A 15095-nucleotide genomic window follows, 5' to 3' on the forward strand; every position below is an offset into this window, starting at 1 on the left:
CGGTCGTCAAGGTTAGGTCGTGACAAGGATGGCGCGCCAACCCATGATCGCGCCATGCAGCTCTCCTCGACACTCGCCTGGCTCGTCGATACGGCCGCCGAGACCGCGGGCGCCGACCGGCTGCTCGCGGAGCTTGGTGCGCATCTGGTCGCCGACGGATTGCCGCTCGTGGCGGGCGCGCTGACGCTCGACGTGCCGCACCCGCTGATTGCCAGACGCACCTGGCTGTGGCGCGCCGAAACCGGAGCGGTCATCGAAGCCGTGGACTTTGCGCCGGGCGCGACGGCGTTGGTACCGGAGGCGCCCAACCATGCCGGCCGCCGCTGGTTGAGTGAAATCGCGGAAGGCCGCGCTTACGAGGACGTCATCGGGCCGGGTCCGGACGGACCGTCGCTCGGCTGGATCGGGCCGCGTCCCTTCACCCCCAAAGAGACGAACGAACTCCGCCAGGCGGCACGCTTCGCGGCTTCGCCGCTTGCGGTCCTCGCCGTACGCGCCACGTTGACGGCAACGCTCGAAGCCTATCTCGGCCGGCGCAGCGCGGCGCGTGTGCTGGCAGCGCCGTTGCGACGCGACCGCGGCGAGACCATTCAGGCCGCGCTGCTCTATGCCGATCTGCGTAACTTTACCGCGCTCTCGGAGAGCAATCCTCCAGCGACTGTCATCGCCGCACTCGACGCCTGGTTCGATCGTATCGCCGGCGCGGTTCATGCGTTCGGCGGCGAGGTGCTGAAGTTCATCGGTGACGGTGTGCTGGCGATCTTTCCGGTGGTCAACGAGGCGCCGCGGCGCGCCTCCGAGGCGGCATTGCGCGCAGCGTCCGCCGCGCAGGCCGGGATGGCGCATCTGGATGACGAGCGGCGCCGACAAGGGCTGCCGCCGCTGTCGTTTGGTGCCGCGTTGCATCTCGGCGAGATGCTCTGGGGCAATATTGGCGCCGCCAACCGGCTCGATTTCACCGCGATCGGTCCGGCCGTTAACCTGGTGAGCAGACTCGAGGGGTTGTGCCGGCCACTCGGCAAGACGGTCCTTGTTTCCGGTGCGCTGGCGGCCGAGACCGACATCCCGTTGATGCCGCTTGGGACGCATTCTCTCCGCGGTATCGCTTCGCCCTGCGCGGTCTTCACCCTGCCGGAGGGTTGAGCCGGATCGCCGGCATCGAGCGCCGGCGTGACCCCATCCACGGTTGATCGTCTACCTGGCCGACGAGGCCACCACCCTGACGGAATTCGCCGCCGAACTTTCCGGGCCCGGCGACAGCGGCTGCAAACGACACGCGTCCTCTGCGGCATGCGCATTCGACAGGAACACCAGGTTCCTGCCGCCACGCTTGGCGTCGTAAAGGGCGTCATCGGCCCATTTTGCGACGATCTCCGGCGCGGCATCTTCCTGCGCGAATGCGACGCCGAGGCTGATCGTCACCACATTGGCGGCGCCGTCCGCGGGATCGATTCCGGGATTGACGATGCTGAGCGCTTCTACCGAGCGGCGGATGCGTTCCGCGATCGTCCAGGCGAGATCGGGCGAGGCGTGCGCGAGAACGACAAGGAATTCCTCGCCGCCATAGCGAAAGACGGCGTCTTCGCCTAACCGCACCGATTCCGCGATCGTCTTCGCGACCCGTCTGATGCATTCGTCGCCGGCGGCATGGCCGGCGGTGTCGTTCAGTCGCTTGAACCAGTCGATGTCGGCCATGATGAACGCGATACAGGCTCTCGGGATCGCCGGGTCGCGCCACAGCTTCTCGATCAGATCGGTCGCCGAGCGGCGGTTGCCGAGCCCGGTGAGCGGGTCGCATGTCGCCAGTATTTCCAACTGATCATTGGCTCGTTTCAGCGCGTCGCTGCGAAACTGGCTGCGCAGCGACATCAGGAAGGCTTTTTGACCGAGGATCGACTGGGTTTTCCGCGCGATCGTCGCCGCGTAGATTCCCATGGCGTAGAACACCGAGGTCCCGATCGCTTCCTCGAGGTTGATCGCGGGATTGAAGATTTCGAAGCCGAAAAAGGTCGCCGTGGAGCAGACCATCAGGGCCAGCGTCCAGACATAGTCGACATTGAACACCACGATCGCGATGGTGTTGGCGTACATGATGCAGGTGAGGAAGCGCTCATAGTCGGTGCCGCCGGCCGCGACGGCGAGGTAGCCGTAGGCGATCATGACGGTGATCATCAGCAGCAGCAGCGACAGGCCTTCGACCGCGGCGCTGCGGGGCTTTCGCCAGACCAGGTAGGCACAGCCGTGCAGCGCCGGAACCAGCAGCCCGCTGATGGCGGTGGTGAGGATGAGGAATTCGGGAGCGAGAAGATAGCTGATCGGCACGAAGGCCATGCTGATCAGCGCGACCCAGACCATCCATGCGCGCGCAATCTTGCTTCGTTGCGACCAGTCCTTCGTGCGATAGGCCAGAACCATCTCGGGAGAAAACCGGATGTCACGGGTGCGTTGCGACAGCAGCCGCTCCGCCTCGGCTTCGAGCGCTGAAGTCATGGACAGGCTTGCGGTGTCCTCGAGCGCTGCCGGGCTCAGGTTGCTGGCACCCGATTTCAAGAGCTGTTCCTCCCCGGCGTCATTCTTGCCGCAGGGTCCAGAGTAAGCGCCCAAAATGCTAAATTTCCCTGAGGCGGAGGGGCAAAGCAGGAAGTAGGGGTGTTATAATACCTATCGACGACGAATCTACAGGCCGCCCATCTTGCAGACCATTTTCCATTCGTCGGCCGTGACCGGCTGAACCGACAGCCGCGAATATTTCACCAGCGCCATGTCAGACAGTTTCTTGTCGGCCTTGATCGCGGCCATCGTCACCGGTGTTTTCAGGGGCTTGTCCGCCTTGATGTCGACGCAGACGAATTTTCCGGTCTTGTCGGTCGGATCGGGATAGGCCTCCTTGACGATCTCGGCGATGCCGACGATCTCCTTGCCTTCGTTGGAGTGGTAGAAGAAGGCGCGGTCGCCCTTCTTCATGGCCACGAGATTTTGGCGTGCGGTGAAATTGCGTACGCCGGTCCAGGCCTCGCCCTTGGCGCCTTTGGCGACCTGCTGGTCCCACGACCAGGTTGAGGGTTCGGATTTCACCAGCCAGTACGCCATTGCATCTTCCTCTGTGGCACGGCGGCAATTCCGCCGGCGCGTCGCCGTTGACGATATCGTTACGTCCGTCCGATCGCAACGGCGGCAGGCTAGCGCCCAAGCCTCGCGCCGATTTATTCCAGGCCCCAGAACAAGATGTTTTGACCGCCGGCCGCATTGAATGCGTTCGCCGCGGATGACATCCGTTGCCGATGTCGAGAGGTCGTCACATGTCAGCGCATCGCCGGGATTTTCTCCATCTGGTCGCAGCAGGCGTCGCTGCCGCGGCGATCGCCACGCCGTCCGTCAGGGCGCAAGCGCCGGGGCCAAAGAAAATCAGGGCGATCGCCTTCGACGGCTTTCCGATCATCGATCCGCGTCCGGTATTCGCCAGGGCCGAAGCGATGTTTCCCGGCAAAGGCGGGGAGTTGAGCAATGCCTGGCGCACGCGGCAGTTCGAGTACACATGGTTGCGGACCATGAGCGGCAGCTATGTCGACTTCTGGCAGGTCACCGAACAGGCGCTGGTGTTTGCCGCCAGGCTGGTGAAGCTGGAAATGTCGCCGACGCAGCGCGACCAGTTGATGGAATCCTATCTCAGACTGAAGGCTTGGCCCGATGTGGCGGCGGCGCTGAAGCAATTGAAGGACGCCGGCATCCGGATGGCGTTCCTGTCCAACTTTACCGCCGAGATGCTCGATGCGGCGGTCAGGAATTCGGGGCTCGAGGGGATATTCGAACCGCATCTCAGCACCGACCGCGTGCAGGCGTTCAAGCCGGATCCGCGCGCTTACCGGATGGGTGTCGATGCCTTCGGGATGGCGAAGGAAGAAATCGCCTTCGCCGCGTTTGCCGGCTGGGATGCCGCCGGCGCCAAACGGTTTGGGTATCCGACGTTCTGGGTCAATCGCGCCAATGCGCCGCTTGAAGAACTTGACGTGGCCCCCGATGGGACCGGCGCCGGCCTTCAGGAGCTCGTTGCCTTTGCGGGCGTGTAGTCTTTTGTTTGACGCGTTTTCTTTACGCGAACCGGTACCCACTTCGCTCGAAAACGCTATGGTCAATCATTCTTCCGCCTTGAACGGCCGCGTCAGCAGACCTTCGATCGCGGCGTCGATCGTGACCTTGCCGCTCAGGATCGCTGCGACCGCCTTCGATACCGGCATGTCGACGTTTCGCGATGCCGCCAGTTCGATCAGAACCGGTGCAGTGAATTCGCCTTCGGCGAGTTTTCCCGGCGCCGGCTTTTCGCCGCGGCCGAGCGCGATACCGAATGCGAAATTGCGCGATTGAAGGCTCGAGCAACTCAGGATCAGGTCGCCGAGGCCCGATAGCCCAGCCAGCGTTTCGCCGCGCGCGCCGCAGGCGCGACCGAGCCGGGCCAGTTCGCTGAAGCCCCGCGTTGTCAACGCCGCCTGCGCCGAGGCGCCGAGTTTGCGGCCGACGACGATGCCGGCCGCGATCGCCAGCACGTTCTTGGCGGCGCCGCCGATCTCGACGCCGCGCACATCCGTGGTGTGATAGGGCCGGAACGTGGACGAGCCCAGCATCTGCACCAGATCGCTCGCCAGCGTTTCATCCCTTGCCGCGAGCGTCACCGCGGTCGGAAGGCCGCGCGCCACGTCGTCGGCGAAGTTCGGGCCCGACAGGATCGCCGCCATTGCCTGCGGGATCACCTCAGTGATGACCTCGGTCATGAACAGATGCGTGCCGCGCTCGATGCCCTTGGCGCAGGCGACAACCGGCGTTCGCGGCTTGAGAAGTGGCGCCAGCGCCATCGCCGCCTCGCGCAGGTTTTGCGCGGGTGTTGCGATCAGGATGATGTCCGCGCGGGCGGCTGCGGCAAGATCATTGACGATCGCGATCCGCGCATCGACGCTGACGCCGGGCAGTTTTGGATTCTTGCGCGTCGCTTTCATCTGCGCGGCGTTCTCGGCGCCGCGCACGTAAAGCACGACGTCGCGGCCGGCACGCGCGGCCGCACAGGCCAGCGCGGTGCCGTAAGCACCGGCGCCGATCACGCCGACCGCGTTGCCGGAAACCATCTCAGTATCCCGCGCGGGTGTTGGTGAAGCCCGCCGGTGCTGATGCATTGGCGTCGAGCAGCCAGCGCGCTCGCGGCGGCGCGTCCATGCCGTCGATCAGTCCAAGCGCCATCCGTTCCGCGCCGGCCCAGGCGATCATCGCGCCATTGTCGGTGCAGAGCTCCGGCGGCGGCATGATCAGCGTGGTGCCGGCCTTGGCGGCAACCTCCTGCAAGGCGTCGCGGATGGCATGGTTGGCGGCGACGCCGCCCGCGGCCACCAGCGCGCGGGGCGAGCCGAACCGTTCGTGGAACAACCGCAGGCCGACGCTCAGCCGATCGGCGGTCGCTTCCAGCACGGCAGCCTGGAAACCGGCGCAGAGATCGCAGATGTCCTGCGGCTCCAGTGGCGTCATCCGGCTGGCTTCGCTGCGAACCGCGGTCTTCAATCCCGACAGCGAGAAATTCGCATCCGGCCGTCCGAGCATCGGCCGCGGAAACGCAAATCGCTTCGGGTCGCCGCTGGCCGCAGCACGTTCGACCTCGGGTCCGCCGGGATAGGGCAGCGACAGCATCTTCGCGACCTTGTCGAAGGCTTCGCCCATCGCGTCGTCGACGGTGGTGCCGAGCCGGACATACTCGCCGACGCCGACCACGGCCACGATCTGGGTATGACCGCCGGAGGCGAGGAACAGGCAATAGGGAAACGCGAGCGCGTCGGTCAGCCGCGGCGTCAGCGCATGGGCCTCGAGGTGGTTGACCGCAATCAGCGGCGTGTCATGCACCATCGCGATGGCTTTTGCGGTGGTGAGGCCGACGATCACGCCGCCGATCAGGCCGGGGCCGGCCGCGGCCGCCACCGCCGACAATTGCGCGAAGCCGACACCGGCTTCCTGCATGGCGCGGCCGACGATGCCGTCGAGCAGGTCGACATGGGCGCGGGCGGCGATCTCCGGCACCACGCCGCCGAAGCGGGCGTGCTCGGATGTTTGCGAGTGGACGATATTGGACAGAATCTGGCCGCTGCCGTCGTCGCCGCGCGCGACCACGGCGGCCGCGGTTTCATCGCAGGTGGTTTCGATCCCCAATACCAGCATCGGCATGTCCTGATTTCAGGTCCTGCAATCTGAGCCCTTGTGCTACGGCCGTCACAACGCTTCCGTAACCGGGTAGCATTACGAGGTCTCAAGGTGCAATCGTCGCCTTGCACTGATGTGGCTTTAGCGGAGATCTTCCATGGCCGTTCTCGTGACCCGCCCGCATCCGGACGATGAGGCGACGGCATCGGCACTGCGCGCCCGGGGTTTTGAGGTGTTGCGGGCGCCGATGCTGCGGTTCGAGCCGGTGGTGTTTCGCGATGACGAGGATGCGGCCTATGGCGCCGTCATCGTCACCTCGGCCAACGCGCTGCGGGCCATCGCGTCACAGCTGGCAGGTAGCCGGCTGGTCAAATTGCCATTGTTTGCGGTCGGGGAACATACCGCGGCGGCGGCCCGCGAGGCCGGGTTTACGCAAGTGATTGCAGCCAAGGGCGATGCCAGCGCCTTGCGCGATCTGGTGCTGGCCGGCGTCAAGGCCAGGCAACTGAAGAAGGCGAGCACGCTGTTGTATCTGGCCGGCGCCGATCTGGCGCGCGATCTGGCCGGCGAGCTCGGCGAGAAGGGTTTTACCGTGGTGACGCACACCACCTACCGGATGGTTCCGGCCTCTCACCTGCCGCGGGAAATTTGTGACGCTTTCGTGGCGCATCAGGTCGAGGCGGTGCTGCACTACTCACGCCGTAGCGCGCGCGCGTTTCTCGAAGCGGCCCGCGCCGGCGGCGTCGAAATATCGGCATTGGCGCTGCCGCAATGCTGTATCTCGTCCGCCGTCGCCGCCGTTCTGCGGGACGCCGGTGCGACCCAGGTCACGGCGGCGGCCCAGGCCGACGAAAATGCCTTGTTCGAGGCCCTGGACCGCGCCTTGGGCCATGCTTTGCGACCACGATCCGGCTCTAATCTATAAGTCTGAGCAGCGCGTTACCGGAAAACCGGTGCCTGCGCTCCGGGATCGTGCTCTATACATCCCGATTCTGCTAAGTTCCGGCACCTAACTGCTGAAGGGACCGTTGTGATGGTCGAAGACAGGCGTGATGAAACCGGATCGCTGCCCGATTCGGAACGGCCCAAGCGAGCGCCGCCGACGATCGACCTCGAGGCGACTGATGTGTCGACCGCGACATCGCATGCCGACGGCGCCGCCCATGCCGACGGCGCCGCGCATTCTGAACCGCTTGCTGAACCGGCTGCCGAGCCCGCCGCCGAGCCAGCTTCGGAGCAGCCGGCGACGCCTTCGGCGGCGGCTCCGAATTCTGCTCCGATTTCTCCGTGGATCATTGCGCCGGTCTCCGGCGCGGTCGCGGCGGCGCTGGTGATCGGCGTCGGCTGGATGCTGGGTTGGCCTGCGGTTCAGCCCGTCACGACGCCACCTGTGCCCGCGGTCAATGCCGCCGCCATCGACGATCTCACCGCGCGTATCGCGGGACTGGAGTCGAAGGTCGGCAAGCCGGTGGCCGATCCCGCGGCCGCGGCGCGCGTCGAAGGTCTGGAAAAATCGCTCGCCGCGTTGCGCACGCAAGGCGACAAGCTTGCCTCCGTGCTCAATGACGTGAAGTCCGCGCCGCGCGCTGACGGTGCTGTTGCGCCGGATCTGAATGCCGTCAACGAACGGATCGCCAAAATCGAAAGTTTGCTGCGAACGCAGAGCGCGGAAATCGCGCAGCAGGACAGCAAGATTGCCGATACCAGGGCAACCGACGCCAAGCCCGCCGATGATCTGCCGCTGCGTCGCGTCGTGGCGGGCGCACTGCTTGAAGTGCTGGTGCGGATCGGCGATCCCTACCCGGCGGCGCTGGCGGCGGCGAAAGCGCTGGCGCCGAACGCCGACGTCTTGAAGCCGCTTGACCAATTTGCCGACAAGGGCGTGCCTAACCCCAACAAGCTCAGCACCGAATTGCTGGCGCTGGTGCCGAAACTGCTGCCGGCGCAGCAGGGCGGCGCGGCCGGTTCCGGCGTCATCGAACGGCTGCAGGCCGGGGCGTCGAAGCTGGTCAAGATCGAGCGTACCGACACCGTCGGCAACGATCGCGGCGCCGTGGTGGCGCGGATCACCGCGGCGGCGCTGCGCAACGATTCCAACGAAGCGCGGCGCGAGTTGAAGACGCTGGAGCCTGCCGACCGTGCCGCGGCACAGGCCTGGCTGGACAAGGCCGACGCGCGCGACGTCGCGCTGGCCGCGTCGCGCCAGTTCGCCGCTGATGCCATGGCCGTGCTCGCCAAACCGGCGCCATAAGGATTCCGATGATCCGGATCATTCTGTTTCTGTTGTTGATCGCGCTGGGCGCGGCGGGTGCTGCCTGGGTTGCCGAGCAGACGGGCGACTTCGTGCTGACGTGGGGCACCGTGCGCATGACGACCACCTTTCCGGTGTTCGTGCTGATGTCAGGCGTCGTGGTTGTTGCGGCGATCATGCTGTGGTCGATTCTGCGCGGCTTCTGGCGGATGCCCGGCCATATCAGGCGTGGCCGCCGCGAACGCCGTCACGCCCGCGGCCGGCACGCGATCACGCAAGGATTGCTGGCGATCGGACATGGCGATTCCTCGGCCGCGCGCGGCCACGCCGAAGTGGCGCGCAAATTGGCCGCGCATGATCCGCTGGCGCTGCTGCTGCATGCGCAATCGGCGCAGCTCGACGGCGACCGCGACGGCGCGCAGCGCGCCTTTCGCGCCATGGCCGAACGCGAGGATACACGGCTGCTCGGCCTGCGCGGCCTGTTCATCGAGGCGCAGCGCGCCGACGATCCCGTCGCCGCCGTGATGGTCGCCGAGGAAGCGCTGAAACTGTCGCCGTCGTCGTCATGGGCGTCGCATGCGGTGCTCGGCTTCTGCTGCGCCAAGGGCGACTGGACCGGCGCGCTGACGATCCTCGACAACAACCAGTCTGCCGGACTGATCGACAAGGCGACCTATCGCCGCCAGCGCGGCGTGCTGCTGACGGCCCGCGCGCTGGAATTGCAGAATGTCGATCGCGACCTGTCGCGCGAGAGCGTGATGGAAGCGGTCAAGCTGGCCCCGACCCTGGTGCCGGCCGCGGTGCTGGCCAGCAAATATGAAAGCGAGGCGCATCAGGTGCGGCGTTCGATGCGGCTGGTCGAGGCCGCGTGGCTGGCGCAGCCGCATCCCGATCTCGCCGACGCCTATGCGCATGTCAAACTCGGCGACGCCGCGCGGCAGCGGCTGGTGCGGGTCGAGACTTTGGCCGCGAAAGCGCCGGGACATATCGAAGGCGCGCTGGCGATTGCGCGCGCCGCGATCGACGCCGCCGAATTCGGCAAGGCCCGCGCGGCGCTGGAGCCGTTCATCTCGGCGCCGACGCAGCGGGTCGCGATGCTGATGGCGGAACTCGAGCGCACCGAACATGGCGACAGCGGCCGGGCGCGGGCATGGACCCTGCGCGCGGTGCGCGCGCTGCACGATCCGGCCTGGACCGCCGATGGCTATGTCAGCGATCGCTGGCGTCCGGTATCGCCGGTGACCGGGCGGCTCGACGCGTTCCAGTGGCTGACGCCGGTCGCGAGCCTGCCGTCCGACAAGGGTGCGGCGATCGAACCGTCGCCGTTCGAGGAAGCCATGCTGGCGACCCCGCGCCGGGCGGTCGTGCTCGAACCGCCGGCCGCCGGGAGCGAGCCGGAATCCGAGCTCGCGGCCGCCGCCCAGGACAATGCGCCACCCGCCACCGTCGAACCGGCCCCCATCGATGCGGCGCCCGTCGTAGCGGCCCCGGTCGCGACACCGGCCCCGCCGCCGCCGCGATCCGCCGAATCGGCTCCGATGGCGTCCGCTCCCTTGTTCCGGGCCCGTCAGGATATTCCGAAAGCCGCGCCTGCGCCGATTCCGGCCGTAATTCCGATCATCCGGGCCCCCGACGACCCCGGAATCGACGAGGACGGCGTGGCGGACGAATTCGCGGAACAAATCGGCCCGCCCAAGGCCCAGGCCGGCGGCTGGCGCGGATTTTTGTCACGCTGGGGCGGTAACTAGGAACTCCATAGCGTTTTCAAGCGAAGCATGCCCTCGGACTTGATCCGTGGGTGGGCTTCCGGTCCGCGCCAGGAAAACGCGTCAAAACTAAAAATGACTGCGTTTTTCTTGCCAATCGGGGCCGTGCCCGATATCAGGTGCGGGCGTTTCGGGCGGTTGCCCGACGCTAGCGTTCGGTCCGCCGCAATAGCTCAGTTGGTAGAGCACGTCATTCGTAATGACGGGGTCACAGGTTCGAGTCCTGTTTGCGGCACCAGCCTTTTTCAAATACTTAGCTCGTTATCGTCGGGCGCTCAAAGCCACAAGCTCGGCCTACGCCCCACTTTGGGCACCGGCGTTTAAGTCATCGATAAACAATCGTCCGAACGAAGCTCCTTAACCTTTTCAAACGCTGCTGGAAGACCGGGGCCCACTATGGGCGCTGCCTGCCTCTCAAGCTCAGCCAACTGCTGGTTCAGGTCAAAAAGAAACTTCAGCGGGTTTGCTTTCGGCTTCATCCCATAAGCTTTGCGAACTGCAGCGTCTAATGCGTCTTGCGCCACATCTAGCGGATGGTTGCCCGGCAATTCGACAGAGCGATACAGCTCCCGCAGAGACAGCTCGTGCTTACTGCACAGGTCGCGGCGAACAGCGCGCAATTTTCGCGCGGCTGTCGCGACCGCTTTTACACTCTCAATCGTGGGTGATTGGGGCCAGGGAAAACTATCAAACACGGAGTTTGATGTGTAGCGGTATCGCTCTGTCAACGTAGAGCAGCGTTCGGTGAACCAGCTCCAATGGACGGACGATTGAAGGATGCCGAAGGAGTAGTCGTCATCTCTTGGAAATACAATGAGCTGAGCATTGGGATGAATTTTATTTGAGATGAATTCGAAGATCGGTCGCTTTGTTACTTGTCCACACGCGATATAGCGATCAATTCTGCTTATAGTCTTCATCAGATCGGCGCGTCGATAAGACATTCGCCACCACTGATTGAGGAAGTTTCCATGGTGCCGGTTCACCCTGGCTGAAGCATTTTCTTCTAATGTTTTCTTGTTTCTTTCGCTTTCTTCTGCCGCTTTCTTTTTGCGCTCAGGCAGCACAGATGCCTCAATTCGTTCATAAGCCAGCGGATATTTCTTCGCAGACAAAACGTCGAGGTCGCCGAAGTCGATAACGTAGCGATCAGGCAGGCCATCCTTCGATGCGAATAAGGTATTCGCGATTAGAAAAGGAAAAATAACATCTGCGTACTTTTTATCACTCGCCAACCAAGTTTTGGCTTCCGCTGGTTTTAGAAGAAATGCTTTGTGACCGTGTGTCTGCCCTTGTGAGCAAGCGTCACTCTGCGAATTTATTAAAAGTGATGTCGCCTTGGTTACATCGAAGCCGTAAGAAAGGGCCGACGAAATGATCTCTCGGTCTTCGTGGTGCCAACCGGCACTCGGATCGGAACCCTCTTGTATATAAAGCCTTTTCGCCCCAGGTTGAGCTCCTTTCACCCAATTGATAATGGACACGTGAACGTCTGCGTCGCCAGACCAAGGCATACTCGAGACTGCTTCAGTAATCGTACCACCCTCGGATACGATATAATCAAGCCCTCCTTCTCGCGAGTAGTTCTGACGCACGGTATTGGTGCCGACAAGTCCCGCACGCTGCCCATCTTTGAGATGGTCGTGCGTCAATCTCAACCAGTAGACACAATAGTCGGCGTGTCCCGGCACGTCTGGATGGGCTTCACGCAACCTGTGTAAATAGGGCGCTCCAAGTTCTTCTTGCATCTTATTTTTGCTTTGGAACGGAGGGTTGCCGATCACGGTGTCGACCTCTGGCCAGGGCGTAAACAACGCATCCACTTTTTTGATGTTGTCATCGAGATTATCTAGAGGTAGGCCATCGTAGAAACCTAACTCAACTTCATCACGTCCCAGCGCCGCCAACGCTTCGTTTAGCGCAAGTTTCTTGGCGAGCATCAGCGTAACTTTGGTGAGTTCGACGCCAAAAGCATCCACGTCGAAACCGAAAAACTTCTTTGGACTAATGATGCTGGCAGTAAGCGACTGCTTGACAACCGATCTCGCTGAAAAATTCTCTTCCATGCGAGCGAGAAGGCGAAGATCAAGCCGTGCTAGTTCGCGGTAGGCCATATAAAGAAAGTTGCCACTTCCGCATGCCGGATCAAAAACACGGTACTCCATTAATTGACGACGCAAATCAACGAGATCTTGCAAGCGCACTGCGCTATCAATGCGCTCAACCCACGGCTTTACGATAGTCGGTCCGATAATTCTTTGAATGTCGGCCTCAGATGTGAAATGAGCACCTAATGCGTGCCTCTCTTCTGCATCCATGCTTTGTTGGAACAGCGTGCCGAAAATGATCGGATTGATTTTAGCCCAATTCTCGGTAGCGGCGCCCTTCTTGCCGCCAATCAATTCCAATTCATCGCGGCTTAGTTCGACAGCTTCAATTTCAGCGAACAGGCCTCCATTGAAATAGCGAACGTCTCTGAATCTTCCGGCGGAAGCGCGCTTGGGCGTGTTCATCTGCTGAAATAGGCCATTGAAAAGGTCGTAAGACGACTGGCCCTTGTTCAAACAATCATCGACCAAAGTTACGACGGTCCCAGACGGGAGAAGGTCAATGTCTTCGGCGAACATTGCCACCATCAACTGCAATATAAACCGTTGAGCCTGGGTGCGCGGAATAGGATTTTTTGGTCGCCGGGTCAGTGCTTTGAACAGCGATGCCATATTGTCGGCGGTTCTGCGGGAAACGTCTTCTCTGTCATTGTTAAATATCGGCTTTCGCTCATCCGCGAATAAGAAGTTTAAGGCGGTGTAGCGAGTGGGAAGTTCTTGCAGCTTCACCACATCAACAGGGTCATTCAGTTGGCGGTCAAAGTCGTAGATCCAGAATTCGGAGAAGTTGCAAAGGATGACGTATCGGGGCCTGTCGGGGACCGCGTTGAGCCAATAGTCAAATGCTTGATTGTAATGAAGATGCAGCTTCTCGCCGGCCTTCTTCATTTCAATTAGTACGCGGGGCTTCCAGACGAGGTCAGCAAAAGATGTCCCCTTTCCAGAGGCCTTCTTTATCCGCTCTTCGAGGGTAGCGCCCGCTTCTTTGTAGCCCTTATGGCCGAAAGCTTGAAAAAGTCGGTCGCAGAAGACTTGCGCCTCGCCCTTTTCGTCGCCCTTCAGTAGCTTCGCATACGCTACGAACTGGTTCAAATCATCAGCAATCTTCGACACGCGGCCAACCTTTCGTGCAGCCCACGCAAATCAATCGGGCCAGTTCCTTGTAGTGCAAAAAGTAGTTGCATGCTCAAAAAGTGCTCTGAGTGATTAGCGGGCCACCAGATTTGGCCAAATATGGATGACGCACACCCATCGCCTTCGGCCACAGGTGCATCAACTCCCCCAACCCCTCAATCCGCCGAAAACCCAAACGGCACGCTCAACGTCCTGAAATCATCCGGCAACAGTTCGCGGCCGATCGGAAGCGCCGAGCGCGCGGCGCAGCGGGGGCGGTGACAGACGCGGCAGGCGACGCCGACCGGTGTGGGCTCTTCCGCGCGCGGGTCTCCGCCGTTGGTATAAATCAGATGTTTGGCATGTTCGGCGGCGCAGCCGACGGCGATGGCGCGCTCGACGCGCACGGCGTCGAACGAACCGCCGCCGGCGGTGACGGTGCGGGCGATCGAAAAGAAGCGCTGTCCATCAGGCAATTCCAGCCATTGCGTGACGATCTGGCGCGGCGTTTTGAAAACGCCGTGCACCGACCATAGCGGGCAGGCGCCGCCGTGTTTCGCAAACGGGAATCCGGCGCCGTCGAGAAGTTTTGAAATATTGCCGGCCGGATCGACACGGATCAGGAAGAACGGCACTTTCTCCTGGCCGGGCCGCTGCAAGGTCGTGATGCGATGCGCTGTTTGTTCGAAGCTGGTGCCGAATTGACGGGCCAGCGCCTCCAGATCGTAATGACGCGTCTCGGCGGCTTTCGCGAACGCCGAATACGGCATGATGATCGCGCCGGCGGCGTAACCGGCCAGCGCCCGGCGTGCCAGCAGCTCGGCGCTCTTGCTGGCGAACTGGCCGGCTTCGAGGGCCGCACCGATCTCGTCTTCCATTTCGAGATAAGCGAGCTGCTTGGCCAACTGAAAATGCAGGCTTGCGGTGTCGAGCGAGTCCTCCAGCAGCAATTGCTTGCGATGCAGGTCGAGCCGCCGGATCGAGCCGAGCATGACGTCGGGCGGCAGATAGCGGACTTGCAGGTTGTGGCGATCCTTCAGCAGCTCGATGAATCCGCTCGGGCCGGAAGCTGTCTGGGCAATGCGTTCGGCGGCATCGTCGAGCGCCGGGAAATTATTGCGGCGCGCGGCGAGAAAGCGCCGGACTTCTTCGACCGAATCGTTGGCGTCAAAGCCGTTCGGATCCGCGGCCGATGCGGCGCCGGTGAATGCGGGAGAGCGCCGGTCCGCCAGCGCGAGCTGTTCCTCGCGATAGGCGGTGTAGAGCCGCAGAAACGCTTCGGCCATGCCGGAATAGCTGATGGCGAGGTCAGAGATTTCGAGCGCGGGGATGTCGATGTCGGAAAACATCGGCTCCTTCAGGATCGATTGCAGCCGTGCCGTGTTGTCGGCGCCGCCGTCGCCCGCCAGCGCGGCGAGATCGATCTTGTAGGTGCGGGCCAGACGCAGCAGCATGTCGGCCGTCACCGGCCGCTGATTGCGTTCCAAGAGCGCGACATAGGGGGCGGAGATATCGAGATCGGCCGCCATGTCGGCCTGGGTCAGCCCGAGGTCGCGCCGCAGCCGTCGCAGCCGCGGTCCCATGAAGATCGAGCGGGCATTCGAGGTCGTCATGATCGGTCACCGGCAATTGTAAGAGACTTACAACTATACAATGAGATATTGTAAAGTATGACAAGTTTGCATC

Annotated in this window: 11 protein-coding genes and 1 tRNA gene; 6 read left to right on the forward strand and 6 right to left on the reverse strand. The window is 62.8% G+C overall.

The window, feature by feature from the left end; translation table 11 throughout:
- Positions 1–54: 54 nt before the first annotated feature.
- Complete coding sequence (locus BLS26_RS17875; protein ID WP_092513262.1) at positions 55–1143, forward strand: adenylate/guanylate cyclase domain-containing protein; 1089 nt, start codon at positions 55–57, stop codon at positions 1141–1143.
- A 51-nt stretch (positions 1144–1194) separates the two neighbouring features.
- Here BLS26_RS17875 and BLS26_RS17880 read toward each other — a convergent pair whose 3' ends face one another.
- Both BLS26_RS17880 and BLS26_RS17885 read right to left on the reverse strand, forming a co-directional pair.
- Positions 1195–2550 (reverse strand): diguanylate cyclase, encoded by a 1356-nt coding sequence (locus BLS26_RS17880; protein WP_157676485.1) that lies wholly within the window; start codon positions 2548–2550, stop codon positions 1195–1197.
- A 126-nt stretch (positions 2551–2676) separates the two neighbouring features.
- Positions 2677–3090 carry an EVE domain-containing protein gene (locus BLS26_RS17885; RefSeq protein WP_092513266.1) on the reverse strand — a complete coding sequence of 138 codons (414 nt, stop codon included), beginning with the start codon at positions 3088–3090 and terminating at the stop codon, positions 2677–2679.
- A 209-nt stretch (positions 3091–3299) separates the two neighbouring features.
- Between BLS26_RS17885 and BLS26_RS17890 the strand changes: the two genes are divergently transcribed.
- The gene (locus BLS26_RS17890; protein WP_092513268.1) at positions 3300–4067 is read left to right on the forward strand and encodes a haloacid dehalogenase type II; all 768 of its coding nucleotides are present in this window, start codon (positions 3300–3302) and stop codon (positions 4065–4067) included.
- Positions 4068–4133: 66 nt separating this feature from the next.
- On the opposite strand, the gene BLS26_RS17895 is transcribed toward BLS26_RS17890, so the two are convergent.
- Complete coding sequence (locus BLS26_RS17895; protein ID WP_092513270.1) at positions 4134–5114, reverse strand: NAD(P)H-dependent glycerol-3-phosphate dehydrogenase; 981 nt, start codon at positions 5112–5114, stop codon at positions 4134–4136.
- Position 5115: 1 nt separating this feature from the next.
- The gene (tsaD, locus tag BLS26_RS17900) at positions 5116–6189 is read right to left on the reverse strand and encodes a tRNA (adenosine(37)-N6)-threonylcarbamoyltransferase complex transferase subunit TsaD (protein WP_092518191.1); all 1074 of its coding nucleotides are present in this window, start codon (positions 6187–6189) and stop codon (positions 5116–5118) included.
- Positions 6190–6328: 139 nt separating this feature from the next.
- Between tsaD and BLS26_RS17905 the strand changes: the two genes are divergently transcribed.
- The 4 genes from BLS26_RS17905 (at position 6329) to BLS26_RS17920 (ending at position 10426) form a co-directional block, all read left to right on the forward strand.
- Positions 6329–7096, forward strand: coding sequence for a uroporphyrinogen-III synthase (locus BLS26_RS17905; protein WP_092513272.1), 768 nt, complete (start codon positions 6329–6331; stop codon positions 7094–7096).
- A 108-nt stretch (positions 7097–7204) separates the two neighbouring features.
- The gene (locus BLS26_RS17910; protein ID WP_092513274.1) at positions 7205–8422 is read left to right on the forward strand and encodes a COG4223 family protein; all 1218 of its coding nucleotides are present in this window, start codon (positions 7205–7207) and stop codon (positions 8420–8422) included.
- 8 nt (positions 8423–8430) lie between these two features.
- A complete protein-coding gene (locus BLS26_RS17915) occupies positions 8431–10170 on the forward strand; it encodes a heme biosynthesis protein HemY (protein WP_092513276.1) in 1740 nt (579 codons plus the stop codon).
- Between the two features lie 180 nt (positions 10171–10350).
- Positions 10351–10426: transfer RNA gene (locus BLS26_RS17920), tRNA-Thr, on the forward strand.
- Between the two features lie 82 nt (positions 10427–10508).
- Here the strand turns inward: BLS26_RS17920 and BLS26_RS17925 are convergent.
- Positions 10509–13409, reverse strand: coding sequence for a DNA methyltransferase (locus BLS26_RS17925; RefSeq protein ID WP_092513278.1), 2901 nt, complete (start codon positions 13407–13409; stop codon positions 10509–10511).
- 176 nt (positions 13410–13585) lie between these two features.
- Positions 13586–15022: a short-chain fatty acyl-CoA regulator family protein gene (locus BLS26_RS17930; protein WP_092513280.1), complete on the reverse strand. Its 1437-nt coding sequence runs from the start codon at positions 15020–15022 to the stop codon at positions 13586–13588.
- Positions 15023–15095: the final 73 nt, after the last annotated feature.

The organism is Afipia sp. GAS231 (assembly GCF_900103365.1).
Classification (GTDB): domain Bacteria; phylum Pseudomonadota; class Alphaproteobacteria; order Rhizobiales; family Xanthobacteraceae; genus Bradyrhizobium.